Source organism: Leptospira ryugenii (assembly GCF_003114855.1).
GTDB classification, from domain to species: Bacteria; Spirochaetota; Leptospiria; order Leptospirales; family Leptospiraceae; genus Leptospira_A; species Leptospira_A ryugenii.
The window spans coordinates 91556-107838 of sequence record NZ_BFBB01000004.1 but is presented as its reverse complement, the minus strand read 5'-3'; the positions used below and the strand labels follow the sequence as shown (position 1 = coordinate 107838).

At 39.9% G+C, this 16283-nt stretch carries 14 protein-coding genes; 7 read left to right on the top strand and 7 right to left on the bottom strand.

Annotated elements, in window-relative coordinates; genetic code table 11:
- The first annotated feature begins 29 nt into the window (after nt 1–29).
- The 3 genes from omp85 (at nt 30) to DI060_RS08865 (ending at nt 3063) form a co-directional block, all read left to right on the top strand.
- Complete coding sequence (gene omp85, locus DI060_RS08875) at nt 30–1526, top strand: Omp85 family outer membrane protein (RefSeq protein ID WP_108975952.1); 1497 nt, start codon at nt 30–32, stop codon at nt 1524–1526.
- A 9-nt stretch (nt 1527–1535) separates the two neighbouring features.
- A complete protein-coding gene (lsa25, locus tag DI060_RS08870; protein WP_108975950.1) occupies nt 1536–2219 on the top strand; it encodes a surface adhesin Lsa25 in 684 nt (227 codons plus the stop codon).
- Nucleotides 2220–2337: 118 nt separating this feature from the next.
- Nucleotides 2338–3063 carry a hypothetical protein gene (locus DI060_RS08865; RefSeq protein WP_108975948.1) on the top strand — a complete coding sequence of 242 codons (726 nt, stop codon included), beginning with the start codon at nt 2338–2340 and terminating at the stop codon, nt 3061–3063.
- On the opposite strand, the gene yihA is transcribed toward DI060_RS08865, so the two are convergent.
- From yihA to DI060_RS08845, 4 genes are read right to left on the bottom strand one after another with little or no spacing between them, the layout of a single operon-like run.
- Nucleotides 3047–3679, bottom strand: a complete 633-nt coding sequence (yihA, locus tag DI060_RS08860; protein ID WP_108975946.1) for a ribosome biogenesis GTP-binding protein YihA/YsxC — start codon at nt 3677–3679, stop codon at nt 3047–3049. The genes DI060_RS08865 and yihA overlap by 17 nt on opposite strands.
- Entirely contained in the window at nt 3676–4620 is a 945-nt protein-coding gene (tilS, locus tag DI060_RS19265) for a tRNA lysidine(34) synthetase TilS (protein ID WP_282097146.1), read from the bottom strand. Before tilS ends, yihA begins: the two co-directional genes overlap by 4 nt.
- 20 nt (nt 4621–4640) lie before the next feature.
- Nucleotides 4641–4943 (bottom strand): PP-loop family protein, encoded by a 303-nt coding sequence (locus tag DI060_RS19260; protein WP_108975942.1) that lies wholly within the window; start codon nt 4941–4943, stop codon nt 4641–4643.
- Nucleotides 4940–6868, bottom strand: a complete 1929-nt coding sequence (locus DI060_RS08845; protein WP_108975940.1) for a GAF domain-containing SpoIIE family protein phosphatase — start codon at nt 6866–6868, stop codon at nt 4940–4942. The genes DI060_RS19260 and DI060_RS08845 overlap by 4 nt, the downstream gene beginning before the upstream one ends.
- Before the next feature lie 297 nt (nt 6869–7165).
- Between DI060_RS08845 and DI060_RS08840 the strand changes: the two genes are divergently transcribed.
- Entirely contained in the window at nt 7166–9229 is a 2064-nt protein-coding gene (locus DI060_RS08840) for a sigma-54-dependent Fis family transcriptional regulator (protein ID WP_167836969.1), read from the top strand.
- Here the strand turns inward: DI060_RS08840 and thiD are convergent.
- Both thiD and DI060_RS08830 read right to left on the bottom strand, forming a co-directional pair.
- The gene (thiD, locus tag DI060_RS08835; protein ID WP_108976332.1) at nt 9226–10017 is read right to left on the bottom strand and encodes a bifunctional hydroxymethylpyrimidine kinase/phosphomethylpyrimidine kinase; all 792 of its coding nucleotides are present in this window, start codon (nt 10015–10017) and stop codon (nt 9226–9228) included. The genes DI060_RS08840 and thiD overlap by 4 nt on opposite strands.
- Before the next feature lie 2 nt (nt 10018–10019).
- Nucleotides 10020–10343, bottom strand: a complete 324-nt coding sequence (locus tag DI060_RS08830; RefSeq protein ID WP_108975936.1) for an MGMT family protein — start codon at nt 10341–10343, stop codon at nt 10020–10022.
- A gap of 69 nt (nt 10344–10412) precedes the next feature.
- Between DI060_RS08830 and DI060_RS08825 the strand changes: the two genes are divergently transcribed.
- From DI060_RS08825 to DI060_RS08815, 3 genes are read left to right on the top strand one after another with little or no spacing between them, the layout of a single operon-like run.
- Nucleotides 10413–11291, top strand: a complete 879-nt coding sequence (locus DI060_RS08825; RefSeq protein ID WP_108975934.1) for a DUF455 family protein — start codon at nt 10413–10415, stop codon at nt 11289–11291.
- A 31-nt stretch (nt 11292–11322) separates the two neighbouring features.
- Nucleotides 11323–11727, top strand: coding sequence for a hypothetical protein (locus DI060_RS08820; protein WP_108976331.1), 405 nt, complete (start codon nt 11323–11325; stop codon nt 11725–11727).
- A 22-nt stretch (nt 11728–11749) separates the two neighbouring features.
- Nucleotides 11750–12955 (top strand): porin, encoded by a 1206-nt coding sequence (locus DI060_RS08815; protein ID WP_108975932.1) that lies wholly within the window; start codon nt 11750–11752, stop codon nt 12953–12955.
- 6 nt (nt 12956–12961) lie between these two features.
- On the opposite strand, the gene DI060_RS08810 is transcribed toward DI060_RS08815, so the two are convergent.
- Nucleotides 12962–16282 (bottom strand): efflux RND transporter permease subunit, encoded by a 3321-nt coding sequence (locus DI060_RS08810; protein ID WP_108975930.1) that lies wholly within the window; start codon nt 16280–16282, stop codon nt 12962–12964.
- Between the last annotated feature and the right edge of the window lies 1 nt (nt 16283).

Here is a 16283-nt window from a genome sequence, read left to right as displayed (position 1 = left end):
TCACAGCTTACTGAAGCAATAGGTGGATAATGGTTTCAATTTTTTTGAGAATTGCCGTAGTTTTGTTTCTTTTTTCGAACATCGCATTGTTAGCTCAGGCACGCCCGCCCAGAACGGACCTTCCGTTTGAAATCGATGAGAAACGAAGGATGGCGGAAAAGGACCTAGTTAAGAAAAAAGAGGGGGGATACTTCACTGGTCTCCCTTTGATCAATTCCGATCCAAACGTTGGGATAGGCTACGGTGCAAGGGTACTTTACTTTTACAATGGGGACAGAAAAAACCCGCTTTTTGAATACACACCGTACCGTGTGCGGATATTTGCGCAGTACTTCAATACAACAAAAAATGCTCCATACCATTGGGCTAGCATTGATGCACCTTATATCTTCGATACGAAATGGAGATTACGTGGTGACTTGATCTACTCTAGAAACCCAAACTCTCTCTACTTTGGAATCGGTGAGGATACACTTCGTCCGCTTTCCTATATCGAAAGAAACGATCCTGCCGGTAGAGTCGTACGAAATGCACCATTTGCAGATTATGAAGAAAACTTAGCCTTCCGCCGACCAGGAGATGCAGGAGTTGGCGAAGCTCCTGTTGTTACTAATTCTCGTTACAACCGATATGATTTTGAATCACCTGAAGTAAGTGCGTCGGGCGAATACTCATTCTTAGGCGGAACTTTGCGAACGGTTGCGGGAGTTCGTCTATCAAAACAAACAATTAGAACTTTTGACGGCAAAAGTTATGATTCAAAATTTGGAGCTTATGACCAAATTGGTGGATTTCCTTTGGCACTTTGGGATACAGATAGAACGATTACCACTCCACAAGGCGAAACACGTTTGACACGTGACCAGAAGGATGGCAAAATCCTTGGATTTAATGGCGGTTTCACAAACAACGTGCGAGTTGGTATCGTTTACGATACACGTGACTTTGAGCCAGATCCTAATCGTGGGTTGTTTTTAGAAGCCACTCACGAGCGTTCTACGAGAGCCATTGGCTCCAATTATGAATTTAATAAAAACATGGTCTCAGGACGTATATTTATCAGTCCAGTTGACTATTTTACCAAGAAACCGCCTGAGCTTCTCGAAAAATTTGTATTAGCTGCGAGAGGTGCGATCGTCCAAACCAATGGAGATGCTCCTTTCTATGAATACAGAAACATGTGGGGAACTGAAACCAACCAATCAGGACTCGGTGGTAGAACTACCATCCGTGGTTACAAACAAGATCGATTTGTGGGGCAAACAATGGCCTATGCAAACTTTGAAATCCGATGGAAGTTTTGGTCAGTAGATGTTTGGGGGCAGCATTTTGATTTCCAGTTGGTTCCTTTTTACGATGTTGGACGAGTTTGGGACCGGACAGGAGATGTTAATCTCAAAAATTACAAACACTCTCGCGGGATTGGTTTACGAATTCCATGGAACCAGGCAACGGTAATATACTTTGACTACGCGCGTTCAGCGGAAGACTCACAGCTCTTCGTGAACTTTAGCCATATCTTTTAGGGAACAATCATGAGTTTAATCAAACTTTTCCAATCAGTTAGTATTCTCCTTCCGCTCCTTCTTTTGCTGAATTGTGAAGCAAAGCCAGTAGAGGACAATTTCGGTCTGAGCCCAGAAGATTTTAATGTCTTACTCTTGGGCCTTGCGTCCAATGTACAGTTAAGGGACACTGGAACTGGCACAATCATTGACACAGCTGCGGGTCTAGAATGGCGCAAATGCAGTGTAGGACAGGTCTTTCGCCAAGCCAACAATGACTGTCTCGGAGCGCCTGCAGGCTCGGCACTCAACCCACAAGACCCATTTAAGTATGGGGCTAGGCAGCTTGCCTTTTGTGACTCTCGGACACATGCCTGCAATCGCGTTGCGGCTCCGCAAACACTTGTAGCTACTTCTGAGATTGCAATCCAAGGAACAAGCGAACTCTATGCAGCTTGCGCTTCTCTAGGAAGTGGCTACCGAGTTCCCAATCCTTTTGAATTGCAAAGGCTTACCGCAGGTGGGCGAAACCTTTTACTAGTTAACTTCCCGAGCACAGTGGAAGGTGATTATTGGTCGGGTTGGTCTGAAGTCACTGACTTTGAAGGAACGACTGCCATTGCTGTTTCTTTTGACAGAGAATCCTTTGGTCAAGAGAAGAGAATAGTGAAGACAGATCGAAATTATGTCCGCTGTGTGAAAAATTATCCATAAATCCTGTTTCGTGCCTAGAACCTGATTCTCGGCACGATTTTTCCTTTCTTTTTTTCAAAAAATAATTATCTAATCCAAAGATAAGCCGAAGTACCCATCAGGATTTCGGAGTTTTCCTATGAACGTTTCAGCTGCGAACAATCTGCTCCACACTCAGGCCTATCAGGACCGAAGTGTAAGTTACATAGGCCATGGCCGTCGGGAAAGTGCTCCTGAGACCATGTCACCCTTACATGTAATCTCACATGAACTAGGACATGTGCAAGAATTTAAGCAAGAGGCCCTGCGTTCTGGCAGTGAAATCAGAGACATTCATGTCAAGATTAACTATGAGTTCAGAGATGGTCGAATGGTGGCCGTTAGTGGAGAAACCAGTGCGATTACTCAAAAAAGAGAAACCGAAGAGAGACGAGACCCAAAACTTGAACCTTATTCGGATGGCAAGTCGCTAAAGGATAGATTTGAACAATCCTTAGAAGAATCAAAGAAAAAAGACAAAAAGGATTCCGTCTCTTCTGCCGAGAAAAACGACCAACTTAAAAAAGAAGAGTTGGAAACTAAAATCAAGGATCTAGAACAAAAGTTAGGGTCTCAAAAATCAAAAGAAACCTCCTCTTTTAATAATTCGATCGATCCTACCTCAAAAAGCGAACGTGAGAAAGAAATGGAGTCTGAAAAAAGAAGGCTTGAGGAAGAAGTTCGTATTCTAAAAATGAAAGAAGCCTTAAAAGAATCATTTGATATGTTGACTGACATTAGAAAGCTCATGGTTTCAAACATATTCGGAATGATGCAGGTTGGGAATGAAACAAAAGCTGGTGGTGTATTTAACGCTCTTGTTTAACCTGGCTGATGCCCAGGGAATCAAATATAAACTTTCTTATCTCATTGATGCCTTTACCATTCGTGCTAGAACAAAGAAAATATGGAAAAGGAATACCAATGTGGTTCATAATCTCTTCCGCATCTCTAACGATATGAATTTTTTCACGTTGGTTTAACTTATCCGCTTTTGTTCTAACAACGACTGGCCTAATTTTCTTTTTTTGGCAAGTTTCTATCATCGATACTTCTTCTGCTGGAAATTCTCTCTGCGCATCGATTAATATAAACAAGACTTTTAAATTTTGTACTTGGTTTAAAAATCGATCCAATAATTCCATCATCGATTTATGTTCTCTGTGAGAAGCCTTTGAATACCCGAAGCCAGGTAGATCAACCAAATGGAATCCTTGTTTGGTGGTAAATAAATTGACAAGTTTTGTTTTGCCAGGTGATTTCGAAACTTTTGCTAAACCTTTTTGGTTGGTGATGGCATTGAGTAAAGATGATTTCCCTGAATTTGACCTTCCCACAAATCCGACCAAAGGTTCTTCTGGAATTTGAGAAAAATCATCTGCTGTGCCAATTGACAAAGAATACTTTGTGAACGGAAAGTGAATCTCCTCATGGTATTTCATGAGAACTCCGAGTGAATGTCTTTGAGTGATTTATCAAACATAGACAAAAAAACGATAAGGAGAGTATCCTCTGTTCTTAGGATGGGAATAAACCGACGAATCGGTTCAGGTATTTGTAATTCTCGCATGATTTCTGAAAGTTCTTTTTTCCCCCATCGATACTGTATCCTGTCACCTGCCTGGCAAGTGGAAATCGTATATTCGTTAGATAAGCTTGGAATTTCTCTGGTTTCGCGATTCCATTCAATATAATAACTTCCCTGATTCTGAAGGAGCTTTGGAGTTTGGAAGAGGCGAGAATCTTTTCTTAAGAGATAAAGATCCTTACCTTTCACCTTATAAATGATGAGTTTGGAAGACTCCCATCTAATCTTTGTATTGTTTTCTTGTGAAAGAATTTCATCCCATTGGTTGCGGTACAAAGGTGGAAGGTCCATCATTTTTAAATGTGAATCTATCCATATTTTACGTTTGGCTCGCGAAAGTTTGTTCCAGTTTGTATCAGAAAGTTTTAAATAATCTACTGATGGAGAGTTCCCATCGGCAAGATCTTTATCTGTAAATTCTTCCCATTCATGAAAGTTCCAGTAGGTTCTATATGCATTCATTCCTTCGCTAACAAGATTGGGTAATATTTGGGATCTGATCCGGTTCCTTTTGTAACTCTGGTCCACATTACTTTCATCCTCGAAAATAGGATAGAGATTTGTTAAGGATTGGTAAGCTTCATACAATTCATGGTCTTCTAAAAACACCAATGGCAAAAATCTATTTTTGGATAGAGGACCTAATGTTTCCAATGCACCCTTTCCTCCTCCTCTCGTTAGGTGAAGTAACATTGATTCCAAATAGTCAAAACAATGATGGCCGGTAACGAAGAACCCGGTTTGCGAAAGTCTTTCTAAACTTTTGTAACGAACAATACGCCCTGTTTCTTCGATCCCTTTTTTAAGGCGTGCTGCTAGTTTGGGAATATTTTTTTTTTTACAGTTACGTTTGTAAAATTTGCTTTTAAAAATGATTCAATGGCTTGTTCTTGAGCCTCGTTGTTTCTGATTTGGTGGTTTAGATGGAAAACATGAGGTTCAGGTAACTTATATTCTGTTTGAAGGTATGAAAAAAAGGCGAGGCAAAGTGTAGAATCCTTCCCTCCTGAATAGGAAATAACAATACGCTCTGTCTGGAAAAAGCGGAGGGCAATTGCTTTCCCCAACCTCTGCAGTAGAGTTTCAAAAATCTGATGTAAAGCGAATGTAGGACTCACTGTTTTCGAATCGCTACCATCGTGATATCATCATGTTGCTCTTTCGATTTCGTAAAGGCCTTTAGATTGGTATAAATGGATTCAAGTATCATTTTTGGTTCACTTTCTATAGAGGACAAAAATGAGTTTTGTAAAGCATCTTCGCCAAATTGTTCCTCGGATTCATTGTAAGCTTCCACAACACCATCTGTAAACATCAGAATGGTATCTTTGGGATGTACTGTCAGGATTTGTTCATTTTTGTAAGTATTGATGTCAGCACTGATTCCCAAAATGACACCTTTTGTATCGATTGACTCTATACTCTTGGACTCAGACCGGTAGATGAGAAAGTTACCGTGACCTGCGCCCGAATACACGACTTCATTGGTTTCAAAATTCCATCGGAGTAAAATTAGACTCATAAACCTAGGTGTCACAGCATCTCGATAACTCGAAAATAAGTAGTTATTGATATCGCTAATAATGTCCCAAGGAGAATCCTTTACTCTGACCAAGGAATGAAGGATGGTTCTCACCGTAGCCATAACAAGCCCAGCTGCCACTCCTTTGCCACTCACGTCACCAATACACAAATAAAGCTCATTTCCGTTAGGTGAAAGAATATAGTCATAATAATCACCACCAATTCCGCGTGCAGGCATCATAAATCCAGCAAATTTTAAAAATGAAATATCCGGAGTCTTTCTAGGAAGTAGAGTTGCTTGGATTTCTTTTGCAATTTCTATCTCTTTCTCCAATCTTTCTTTTTTGGAAAGGTTTTCATATAAATTGGCATTCTCCATGGTTATGCGAGCAAGTGATACGAATGCATTGAGTGCTTCTAATTCATCTTGAGGAAATCTTGTATCTGGTTTGGCCAAAACAAATAAAAATTCTGAGCCATTTTCTAGTGAGACTGGAATGACAACAATCTCCTTACCTTTGATTTCCATACTCTCAAAAATTGGGTATTCCTTTGGGTCTAGAGTAAAGCTATCTTTCTTATGGAATAAATGAGTTAGCGTTGCTACATTCACCGTACTCGTTTCGGTCTTAATATTAAAATTATCTAAATCTCGAAAAAGTGTAAAGACCTTAACATGCATTGTTGTCTTGGGTTTTTCGATCAAACAGGCTACGGTGGATTCGACGATTCCACAAAGCGTGAGGAGAATCATACGAATCATCTCATCATGTTTGTCTAGATATAGTTTACTTAAGGTAAGGGCTGCCGTATGCAAACTCTGAAAGTTCTTGGATTGGTTTTGAGATTTTGAATATAATAAAGAATTTCTAAGGGCAACAGCAAACTGACCCGTTACCAATTGTAACACTTCTTGGTCTTCAATATAGTCAGAATAGTCTTCTTCTTCATAATCAACGGCGAGCATGCCCACGGCCGTATTTGCATACAAGATTGGTATTACCAATTGTGATTTGGTGCCTGTGAGATTTGCATAAAATTGATAGAAGGGATGGTTTTGTTCATTAAGAGAATAGAACCGAGATTCTCTTTTTGCCATTGTTTCAATGAGCGCACCAAAACTTAAATCATAGTCTAAATTGATTCTTTTTATAGCCCTTTGTAAACTCTTTTGTTTTGCAGAATAATAGGCTAGCTTAATGTCACCTAATTCTAGATTTGCGATAAAAATGGCTATTTTTTCCCTTTTTAACCTTTCCTGTATCAGTTCACTGAAACGTGAAAGTAAATCCTCAAGACTGATCGATGAATTGAAGAGTGACAAACAATCCAGTAAAAATTCTGTTTTTTCTTCTGAGGTGAGAACCGTTTTTCCCAAGCGAGGGATCTTTCGTTTTTCTAAAATCCACTCCTTCTCACAAGTGTTACAGTAGAAGCGCCCCTGTTTGGTGACTCCGCTTGGAATCTGTGCTTCCTGGCATAACAGGCATAATCTTTCTTCTACTGGAGATATATCCATACTCTGGCTCATTCACTACGAAATTCAGGGTTTCTACAAGTATTTTCCGCAATCGGACAAAAACTGGTACGGTTTGTGCTTAATGTATAGGCAAATCTTGGTAAAATTGAGGGATCAGGAAATTTTTCCCTCTAAATGCACAAAAAATAGATGAAGTGCCCAAATAGTACGCTATATTGGGTAAAGGTGTGCATGTGGTTTTGCCAATAATTTGTACACGACGCAGTATTATAGAGCATAGATATGAGCACAAAGAAAATGAATCCCATCCAGTCCATTCATGATGTAGCAACGGCTATGAACTCGACCCAGGATCCCGATGGCCTATTGGAGCTGATCTTGGACCGTTGCATTCACATTTGTGCGGTGGAATCTGGCTCCTTGATGCTCATAGATGAAAAATTGGGCGTTTTAGATGCCGTCACTTCGAGAGGGCTCAACCAACAAATCCTCAAAGAGACCAAACTCAAAATTGGCCAAGGGATAACAGGAGTCGCGGCTTCGACAGGGAAAGCCAAACTGATCAATGATGTTTCCAAAGATCCAGATTACATCCAAATCAAAGAAGACATCAAATCTGAGTTAGTTGCTCCAATGATTGTGGATGATTCTGTGATCGGGATTATTTCCTTAGATTCTAATAGGCTCAATGCCTTTACTGCGGAAATGTTGGAGATTGTAAGCGTTCTGGCAAACCAAGCAGGCCAAGTGTTTAAAAACTTACAAACAATACGCAATTTGGAGCAAAAGACAAAAATCCAATCTACATTAATTGAAATCTCAAAGGTTGTTACAAATACTCTGGACCTCAATGAGATCTTTGATGCAATCATGTCGACGATAGAAAAATCGTTGCGATTGGAAAAAGGAAGCATCGTTCTCTATAAAAAAGAAGAGGGGCTTTTAAGGATAGTGGCAGCTTGTGGACTAAGCCAAGAAGAATTTGAAAAGGGCACTTACCAACCTGGTGAGGGCATTACTGGAAAGGTCTTTGAATCAGGTGATGCGATCATCGTTGAATCAGTAGCTTCCCATCCAGATTTTTTAAATAGAGTTGGATATTTATCTCATTTTAAACATGATCCGAATAACGTAAGTTTGCTTTGTGCTCCGATTTCAAGTGAACAAAACATCTTGGGCGTTGTAAATGCCTTTGTAGTCCAACACAAACATACAGACTTAAAATCTTATTTGGACTTTCTCCAGGTTGTTGCCTCTATCATTTCCCAAACAATCAAAATACAAAACCTTGTAGAAGAGGCTAAGAAAGAAATCTCGAGAGAAAACATACAATTAAAGAGAGAATTAAAAAATAAATATAAATTTGGTTCTTTGATTGGAAAAGCCTCTATCATGGAGAAGTTATTTGAAAAAATTCAATTGGTAGCTGATTCGAGAGCTTCTGTTTTGATCACGGGAGAATCTGGAACTGGGAAAGAAATGATTGCAAATGCGATCCACTATAACAGCACAAGAGCCGAGAACCCATTTATAAAAATCAATTGTGCCGCTATTCCGGAAAACCTTCTCGAAAGTGAATTATTCGGTCATAAAAAAGGATCTTTCACGGGAGCTGTGAGCGATAAAAAGGGAAAGTTTGAGCTAGCGGACACTGGAACTATCTTCTTAGACGAAATCGGCGAGATGGATTTAAATTTGCAATCCAAGCTACTTCGTGTTTTGCAAGAACGGGAGATAGAAGCGATTGGATCTACGAAAGCGAAAAAAGTAGATGTGCGCATCATCGCGGCAACAAATGCGGAACTTGAACAATTGGTAGCAGAGAAAAAGTTTAGAGCAGATCTTTTTTATCGTTTAAATGTTGTTAAAATCAATACACCGCCACTCAGGGAAAGAACGGAAGACATCCCATTACTCATCAACCACTTTGTTGAAAAGTATGCAAAGGATAATAATAAAAATATAAGAGGTGTTACTCGTGAAGCCAGTCGTATTCTTTTACGCTATCCTTGGCCAGGGAATGTTCGCGAGTTGGAAAACGTAATTGAGCGTGCTGTTGTATTGTCCCAAGATGAACTTTTATCAGAAGATGACTTCTCTGATTTGGTTAGTAGTTTGGAAGTCAATGGGGAACCATTGGTTGAAGTCAGCCAAATGCCGATTAGTGAGGGTGTTAGCCAACAAGATGCCCTAGATTTTACTTCGGGCAAATTGACACCCAACCAATTGGACAATCTAGACGGTCGAGCCATGGAGATCGTTGTGAACGAGGTCGAGTCCAGGTTGATCCAGTATGCAATGAAAAAGTTTCGTTATACCAAAACGCGAGTTGCAAAGTATTTGGGAATCAATCGAAACACATTAGACAAGAAGATCAAAGAGTTGAATATCGAGTACTAATCTTTAGCAAAATGAAATAGATGTTTTGTTTTGCCAGTGGTCACAGATGTCTCAAGTGCCCTGTGTAAGTACTCCTTTGCATTACCTACCGCTTCTGGTAATGAATCACCTTTTGCCAAAAATGTGGTGATTGCTGAGGAATATGTACAACCTGTACCATGTGTGTTTACCAAATCTAAAAATGGTTTTTGGTATGAATAGATAGCCTTACCATCGAAGAGAACATCAATTGCGGATTTGCTATCTTTTAAATGTCCACCTTTTAATAAAATTGGTACCTTGTAGATCTCATACAATTCCTTAGCTGCACTTTCCAAGGCGGAAGAACTAGGGATATCTTTTCCAAGCAATAATTTTGCCTCATCCAAATTGGGGGTAATCAATGAGGCAAGGGGGATACATTTTTCTTTGAGAGCTAGAATGGCATCGTCTTGCAGTAGTTTCGCGCCACTGGTCGCCACCATCACTGGATCAACGACTAGTTTGACAGGCTTTGAGCGCATATATTCTGAAACCAAGGATATAATTTCTTCAGAAAAGAGCATACCGGTTTTACAGGCAAGCACTGGGAAATACTGAAAAACTGCATCTAATTGTTGTTTTATGAAATCTAAAGAAACGGTATGGATTGCAGAAACCCCATCAGGATTTTGTGCAGTAAGGCAAGTGAATACTGTGGTTCCAAAAGCACCCAGTGAGGAGAAGGTTTTTAGGTCAGCTTGGACACCTGCACCACCGCCAGAATCAGAACCAGCAATTGTTAATACAATAGGAAGAGACTCAGTCATATTCATTCAGGAAACCAACCCTGTTTGTTTAAATCAATCTTTTCTGAGGCATCGAAAACCAAACCTTCAGAGAGTAAGATTTTTTTTTGGAGACTTGCTCTTAACAAATCGCCTCGGAAAGGAATCCGTCCGTCTTTTGCAATGACTCGTTGCCAGGGAACATGTTGTTCTTGGTCTTTTTTGAGCGCAGTCAAAGCATATCCTACAGCCCTCGCTGCTCTCGGTTTTCCTAAGAGCAAAGCTATGTGCCCATAATTTGTGACCTTCCCAAATGGGATTTGTTTTACAATTTCATAAACTTGTTGGTAAAAATTGAGTTTTTCCATCTAGAAAAATTCTTTTCGCACTTCGGTCAGATAATATCCTGAATTTAGACATCCTAAATTGTTCTTTCGATGAAATTTATATCAGACTACGCTAAACATTTGTTATTGTCCACCAGCTTGGAAGATAAACTATTGCCAGTTCCGCCCGATCTTTTCTCGGATGAAAATCAAGTCTCTCTGAGGATCACAAGCCCAGGTCGGCCAAGTCATTTACAGTTTTCGAAGAAGAAATCAAAGATTCCTAGGATCGAACATTTAAATCAACTTTCACAGCGTGGTTTGGCTTTGCACCATTTTGCAAACCATGAACTAATGGCCATTGAGCTTTTTTCCTGGGCTTTACTTGCGTTTCCTAATATCTCACATAAAACTAAATTGGGAATTTTACGCACAATCGAAGAAGAACAAACTCACCTAAAACTCTATTTGGATCGGATGAATGATTTTGGAGTCACATTTGGAGACATCCCTCTGAACTATCTGTTTTGGAAACAAACTGATCGCATGCATTCGATTGAAGAGTTTAGTGCCATCATGTCCTTAAGTTTCGAAGGCGCGAATTTAGATTTTTCGCAAATCTATGCTCAAGCGTTCTTACAGCATGGTGATGAGAAGACGGCCAAGATCATGGTGCAGGTCTTTGAAGATGAGATCAAACATGTAAAGAGAGGGGTGCAAATACTAAAAACTTCGGAAAGTTTCCAAACGGACGCCTGGGCTTATTACCAATCTCTTATCTCATTTCCATTCACTCCTAGGCGCGCAAAAGGCTTTGTATACTTCCCAGAGACACGAAAGATGGCGGGGTTGCCACTATCATTTATCGAGGCCCTTGGTGAGTATCAGGATGAGTATACGGGAAAAATAAATTGGAATGGACTTGGGAAAATTAATATCGAAAATAGAGTTCTTCGAAAATCGGACTTGCTTAGTCAGTCCTATGTTTGATATTAAAAATCCAAGAGAAAGGAGAAATAATATGCAACGTTATGTTTGTTTGATCGGGATACTTAGTTTACTATTTTGTTCAGTGGCTTTAGTCGCACAAAAAACAAACAAAAGTAAAACGGTGGAGATGACCTTACATGATTTTATGGAAGATTATACAAAGCCTGCAACAAAATTGTATGACAAAAAAGGAAATGTAGATTATCTCAATAAAATTCTAGAAAAAGTTCCTGATATGGCACCTGAATCAGACAAAGCTGATTGGAAGGAAATCATAGATAGCAAACTTGCACAAGGTAAGCCGGAAGATACTTGTAAATCCTGTCACACCAAGTTCAAAAAAGATTACAAAAAGAATTACCGAAAGAAACTCATTGTTGTTCCAGAAGACTTACTCAGCTTCCGAAAAGAAATGAAGGAACTCTTAAAAAAATAAAGGCAATTTGTCGGCCTGAATCATGAAAAGCAATGCTTGCACTTTTCGTATCAGGCATTTTTTCATTTTCTTTTTCTCTGCCTATTTGATAGGGATCCCCTTGTTTGCGGAAGAAGAAAAGGTTCTGGTCGATAAACAAAATGCGATCAACAACAAAGTAAAGTTTGGTGCATTTGTTGATACTTATTATTCTTATAATAACAACCGACCTAAGGCCAAAGAAAGGAACTACACAACCCAAGCTATCCGCAACCAAGAATTCAATATAAATCTTCTGCATATCGAAGCAAGTGTAGAAGAAGAAAGGTATAGGGGAAGGATAGCTATGCATTGGGGGACATCTGTCATTGCCAATACAGCCGCAGAAGTGCAAAAAGACAATAGCTCCAACCAAGTATCAACTCGAAATATCCAAGAAGCCTTCGTAGGTGTACGACTTTTCAAAAGAACATGGTTAGATGCGGGAGTTTTTTTTGGAAATATTGGGCACGAGTCTTGGATTTCACAAAACAATGTAAATTATACTCGAGCACTTGCACTCGATTACGTTCCGTATTATTCTTCGGGTGTTCGATTGCAACATAGTGTATCTGATAAATTGAGTTTTCAAGTACAGATTCTAAACGGTTGGCAGAATATCACTGATAATAATAAAGATAAGGCCTTTGGCTCACAGATCAAATATAAATTTACACCAACTCTAACTTTAACATTAAATCAATTTGTTGGAAATGAAGCAGCTAACTTCGAAAGAAAACAATATCGATTTTACAACAATACGATTTTAGAATGGAACTTTTTCGACCAATGGTCATTGGCTTTCCAATTTGATATTGGTGCACAAAAAGCAAAAGAGAGTCTTTCCTACGAGCCCTGGCTAAGCCAAATCAATCCAAGCTTGCCTATTTATAGATCAGAAGAGGCAAAAGCATATCGCCAATGGTATCAGGGAACCATTTGGCTCAGCTATCGAATCAATGAAGATTTACGAGTCGCTCTTCGTGCGGAAAGAATGTATGACCCTCTGCAAGTTGTTGCTAGCACAAATACTCGTAATGGATTTATCACAAATGGGTATACAGCTACGTTGGATATCCTGAGTTTCGATCCTGCAATGCTTAGAATTGAATATGTCTACAGAAGGTCGAGAGATGCGATTTTCGATTACCAGTCGAGATCTTCCCAAAAGGAAGATCTCGTGGTATTTGCTTTTTCAATGAAGTTTTAGTCCAATCTAACCGTCCAGGAAGGACTGTTTTGGCTTATTTGAATTATTATCTTTTTTCTTCTTTGTTTTCTGTTTCCCCTTGCGGTTCGTTGTTTCATCTTCCTCTGCATTCGTCTCAAAAAATCTAGTCGTGTTTTGTGATGGAGCATCGGATGGTGTAAACGATACCCCAGCCACTTTTCTTTCACCCACAACGACCAAATAGAGAGAAGGTAAAATAGTTAACACGAGTAACATTGCAGAAAATAAACCACCTACGATAACAGTAGCTAGAGGTCTCTGTATATCAGATCCCACTCCGGTACCCAATGTAGCTGGAATGAGTCCGAGAAGTGCAAGGAGCATGGTCATAAGCATCGGCCTTAACTGAATAACAGCGGCTTTACTAACTGCCTCTTTCGTGGACAGATTGGGTTCTTCGATGAGTAAAAAATTCGTTCTCGAAACAAATAATACCCCGGACATTGTGGCGATACCAAATAAGGAAATAAATCCAACACCACCGGAAACATTGAAGTAGTATCCTCGAAGTAGAAGAGCATAGATACCGCCCAATAAAGACAAGGGAATACATGCTAGAGCAACATAAACATACTTTAAGTTCCTATATAACATATATAAGATACCAAAGATGATGAGAATGGTAATTGGGATCACCAATGCTAGTTTTTTGCCCACACGAGCTAGATTTTCATACTGACCCCCGTACTTTATCTCATACCCTTCCGGAAGTTTGATTGTTTTTGCTACTTTTTTTTGTAATTCAGCAACAAATCCACCCTGGTCACGACCACGAATGTTTGTTCTAACTGTAACAACACGTCTTCCCTCTTGGCGAAAGATCATGGTTGGGCCATCAACTACTTGTATATCAGCTAACTCCGATAAGGGGATTCTCTCTCCTTTCGGTGAAATGATCGGCATATTTTCTATCGCTTGTTTTGAGGCTCTATAATCTTTGGAAAAACGTACTACGATACCAAACCTAGCAGGAGTTTTGGGGGGAGTGTCAGATGGACCCTCGTAGAGAGTGCTAATTCTTTGCATACCTATCGCCGCTTCAATCATCTGCTGGATATCTATTACATTGATCCCATACCTAGCAGCTTTTTCTCGATCAATTTGGATGGTAAGCTGAGGGCTATCCGCTTCCTGTTCAATTCCATATTCACTGGCCCCACGCATATCCTTTACAATCTCGAGTACTTCGGAAGCAATTTCACGCATGATCTTTAAATCGTTTCCAGAGACAAAGACGGCCAAATCCGCAATTGTTCCCATGATCGCCTCGGATAAATTGTCCATGATCGGCTGAGAAAAACTTACACGGGCACCTGGCAAGGTCGCCTCGAGATCATTTTTCATTCGAAGTAAGAGTTCTTGTTTTGTGATTTTCTCTTTCCAATCAGCGTAATCTTTTAATCCGATTAAGACTTCCAAACGGTTAGGCGGCAGTGGGTCGGTTCCATCATCATTTCGACCCAGCTGCGATATGACCACATTCACCTGCTCATTTTTATAAATCGTTTTTCTGATCGTAGGCATAAATTTTCTTGCCTCGGGAAGAGATATCCCAACGGGAAAAAAGATTCTTATATTAAAACCGCCCTCATCCATCTCAGGAAGAAATTCTGTTCCCAAAAGATACATCCCAAGGGCAAGGAGAGAGAATACAATGCTGAAGGTAACCTTCACTACCTTTTTTGAATGCGAAACGATTAAATGAATCAATCCTTCATACTTGTGTTCTAGCCAATGGTAATAGGGGTTGTGCCACTCGATAGGACCAGGATTTGTGGACACAAAGTACTTTCTATATATGATCGACATCAGCACCGGGATGACAGTCATTGCAAAGATCAATGCGCCAAGAATGGCAAAAGAAATCGTAAATGCCATCGGCTTAAACAATCTTCCTTCAATCCTTTCAAATGAGAAAATAGGCAAGTATGCTAATATGATGATCAAGATCGAGAACAAAATTTCTGTGCCAACTTCCGCAGATGCATCTCTCGTGAAGGCAATGATCCCTTTCTGTTTCTCTGCTGGACTTGCATCTCTATAACGGCGCATGATATTTTCTACCATAATGACTGCTCCATCAACAATGATGCCGAAGTCAATAGCACCTAAAGAGAGTAAGCTGGCAGGAATTCCAGTCAAGTTCATGAGTAAGAAAGCAAAAAGCATCGCAAAGGGTATGGTGGCTACAACAACCATCGAAGCTTTGACGCTTCCGATAAAGAAGATCAATACTAAGCTTACAACCATCACACCTTCGATGAGTGTTTTACCTATAGTGCGAAGAGTATAATTTACGAGATCCGTTCTATCATAAGTGTTTTTGAGTTGTACGCCCTCAGGCATATACTTTTCGTTGATTTCATTTACTTTTGCACGGATCTTTTCACCCATCTCGTTGGGATCTCCCCAGCGGCGCATTGCGACCAATCCCTGAACGGAAGAGTCAACATCAATCAATCCATCAATGTCATTTTGGAAGGTATAGCCTAAAACTCCACTTGGGATTGGATGGGAAATTTCCACGGAACCCAAATCTCGGATAAAAACTGGTACACCATTCACAGTTTTTACAACAATGTCTTCTATATGTTTAGGATCGCGGATCGCACCCAAAGAACGAATTGGAAATCCTTGCTCTCCCTGGAGTAAAAGATTTCCCCCTGTGTTCAAATTATTCTCTTGGATTGCTTCGATTACATCACGAATCGTTAATTTATATCTTATTAATTTGTCGGGCGAGGTCACTACATGGTATTGTTTTGGTAAACCACCAAAAGTTACCACGTCTGCGATTCCAGGGATTTGTAACATTTTAGGCATTACAATCCAATCTTGGATTGTCCGGAGTTCCATAGGTGTATGATTTCCTTTGGAATCTAAGACATAACGGTAGATTTCGCCTACAGGAGAGCTCATGGGTCCAAGTGCAGGTTGTACATCTTCAGGAATATCTGCATCCGCAACTCTCTCCATGAGTCGCATTCTTGCGAAATAATCATCCGTGCCATCTTGGAAAACAAATTGAAAAACGACTAGTCCATTGATTGTTCGAGATCGCCTAACGACAACATTTGGTATCGCATTTAATACACGTTCGATAGGTAAGGTAACTCTTTCTTCTACCTCTACGGCAGCTTTACCTGGGAATTTTGCAATCAACCTTACTTGTGTATCTGCAATATCAGAATATGCTTCTTTTCTGATATCAATCCATGCCCAAATTCCAAAAAGAACAGATACTAAAGCTGCTCCTAGTGTATAAATTCTATATTTAAGTGCTTGTTCTATAAAATTACCGATCATT